Source organism: Mesorhizobium dulcispinae, assembly GCF_033977345.1.
Lineage (GTDB): Bacteria > Pseudomonadota > Alphaproteobacteria > Rhizobiales > Rhizobiaceae > Mesorhizobium > Mesorhizobium dulcispinae.
Genome location: NZ_JAVIIY010000049.1, coordinates 1 through 2,493 on the forward strand (window position 1 = coordinate 1; position 2,493 = coordinate 2,493).

Here is a 2,493-nt window from a genome sequence, read left to right on the forward strand (position 1 = left end):
GCTTCATGGACCGGAGCCGATAAGCGGCCTGAGGCGGTCCAGCAAGGCCTGGCGGTCGGCGACGAGGGTGTCGAGGTGGAGCGGCCGGCCGGTGGGCGGTTCGGCTTCAGCCAGGCGTGAAGTCAGCGCCCGGGTGGCGTCGAGGACGAAGACGCCGCAATCATAGTTGTTGTCCTGCTGGGCCATCAGCACCGGCTTCAAGCGGGCGCCCAGCTTTGCGGCGAGCTCTTGTGCCAGCGCGCTGTTTTGGCCGCCGGAGGAGTCGTAATGAGAGGCGAGCGGCTGGGAGCCGCGCAGATCGACAAACAGCAGCGACCAGTGGGTGCCCTGCTCGCCAAGCGCGGCATTGTTGAGGGGAAGGAACACGAAGTCGGTCCTGGCGTCCGCCAAATTGCCCCCGCCGCCGGCGATGCCGTGGAAGATGGCGGCCGCTTCGGCCTCGTCTTCGGTCATGCGCAACAGATGGGTCACCGAAGGCTCGACCAATCGGATCCGGGCGGCGATGTCGGGACTGGCCCCGTGCAAGGCCTCGCCAAGCAGCGCGTAATCGGCCGTGATGTGGTCGTCCAGGAGCCATTGGGTGGCGCCAAGCGCCAGCCGATGCGCTGCAGCGGCTGCCGGGGGAAGCCCGGCTGCCTGGCGCTCGGTCGGCCGAACGCCAGGTGGCACGTCGACTGCGATGCCGGGAGCGTCGGAGATGGCTGATGTCCCGGCAGCGGCGGGCGTCTCGGCAGCGGCAGGCGTCTCAGGAGCAGGCGCCTCGTTGGCCTGTGTCTCGTTAGCAGGGGTCTCGTTGGCAAGGGTCTGTGCGGCTGCGTCCTCGCCGCCGCACAGGTAGGCGTGGAGCGCCTTCACGCAAGGCTCGGCGTTCTCCTTGTCCTTTGCGGAGGGCGGGACCACGGTGATATCGGCCTGTTGGTAGAGCGGCCGGCGCTCGTCGAACATGCGGCTTAGCTTCTGCTCGCCGTCGGGGCCTTGCAGCAGCGGCCGGCTGGTGTCGTTCCTGAGGCGCCTGCGGATCACTTGCGGGTTGGTGTCGAGCCAGACCGACACCGCCTTCTCGCCGATCAGGGCTCGATTGTCGGGCTCGATGAAGCCGCCGCCGCCGGTTGCGATGACGATCGGCCCCTTCTCCAGCTGCTTGGCGAGCTCTTCGGCCTCCAGCTGTCTGAAGTGGGCCTCGCCCTGGCGCGCGAACAGATCGCTCAGATTGCCGTGCTCGCGCACGATTTCCTTGTCGGTGTCGACAAACTTCACCCCCAGCTTGCCGGCAAGCTCGCGGCCGATGGTCGACTTGCCGCTGCTCGGCATGCCGACCAGCACCACCGGGCGCATGCCGAGGGCGGCTATGATCGCGCCGGCCTGCGGCGAGCGAGGGGCAGCGGGCTGGCTTGCCCGGTCGGCGGTGGCCAACCTGGAGGTCCCAGCCGACCGCGACCGGCTGTGGCCCGCCGAGCCCCAGTGGGGGATGCTGGAGGCGTCAGGGGGAATGGCGACCTCGAGGCATCTGTCCCGCACGCTCTGCACGAGCTCGTCGGCCTTTTGCTCGGCGTCCGGCCCGGGATGCCGCCGCAGCCAGCCGATCTGCTTGTAGAGGTCGTGGTTGGCGAGCTTGGCCCGGTAGCTGGCCGGCGTATGGAACTCGACCTCGAAGCGATAGCCCTGCGGGGTGCTGAACACGGTGCGGATGGCGAGGAAGCTCGGCGTGCGCATCCTGAACCAGTTGGTGGTCTCGACCTCGCTGTAGCCGCGCTCCTCGAAGGCCAGCACGGCCGTCTTGAAGGCGCGCGTCAGGGCCGCATCCGGGATCTCGAAGACATGGCGCACCGCATTGGTGAGCAGCTGGGCCTCGGGCGCGGCGCTCACGCTCTGGCCGGTGAGCCCGTCGGCCATCGAATCGCGCCCGCGCAGGCGCTGCTCGAGATGCGGCATGGTCACCTCGATGCCGGCCTGCCGCAAAAGCGCGGCGACCGCCTGCGCGGTCGCGGTGATGGCGCCTTCCTCCGCCGCGGCGCGCTGGGCTGCGCGCCTGGCGTGCTCCAGGGCCTGCTCGCGGCTCAGCGTGATCGTGGCGGCGGGGTCGTCGGCTTCCGCGACGTCCAAGGGGCTGGGCAGGATGCCGTTCGCGGCGGCAAGCTTGATCGAGGCCTCCATGACCGAGGCCGCCAGTGTCGGATTGTCCTTCAGATCCGCCAGGCTGGCGTCGACGTCGAAGCGGCCCTGGTGCAGCGTTGCCGCCAGCGCCTTGACATAGGGCGCCGGCTTCAGGCCCGGGACCTGCTGCAGGAGCCGCTGCAGATCGGCGCTCTTCTTCATGAACAGCCGCGCCCCGGTGTCGGACTTGTAGGCGTCGGTGCCGACCTTGATGCCGACGCTCAACAGGTTGATGGCGCTTTCATGCAGATCGTGCGGGTTGTAGCCGTCGGGCCGCGGATCGATGCGCGCCCGGCAGTGGTCGAGCAGGAGCTCGACGCGCTCCCTGGCGTCGGCGGC

General features: G+C 69.3%; 1 protein-coding gene. It reads right to left on the bottom strand.

Annotated elements, in window-relative coordinates:
• Window positions 1–3 precede the first annotated feature (3 nt).
• Window positions 4–2,493, bottom strand: a 2,490-nt coding sequence (locus tag RFN30_RS32125) for a shikimate kinase (protein WP_320265960.1), incomplete at its 5' end; no start/stop codon positions are given.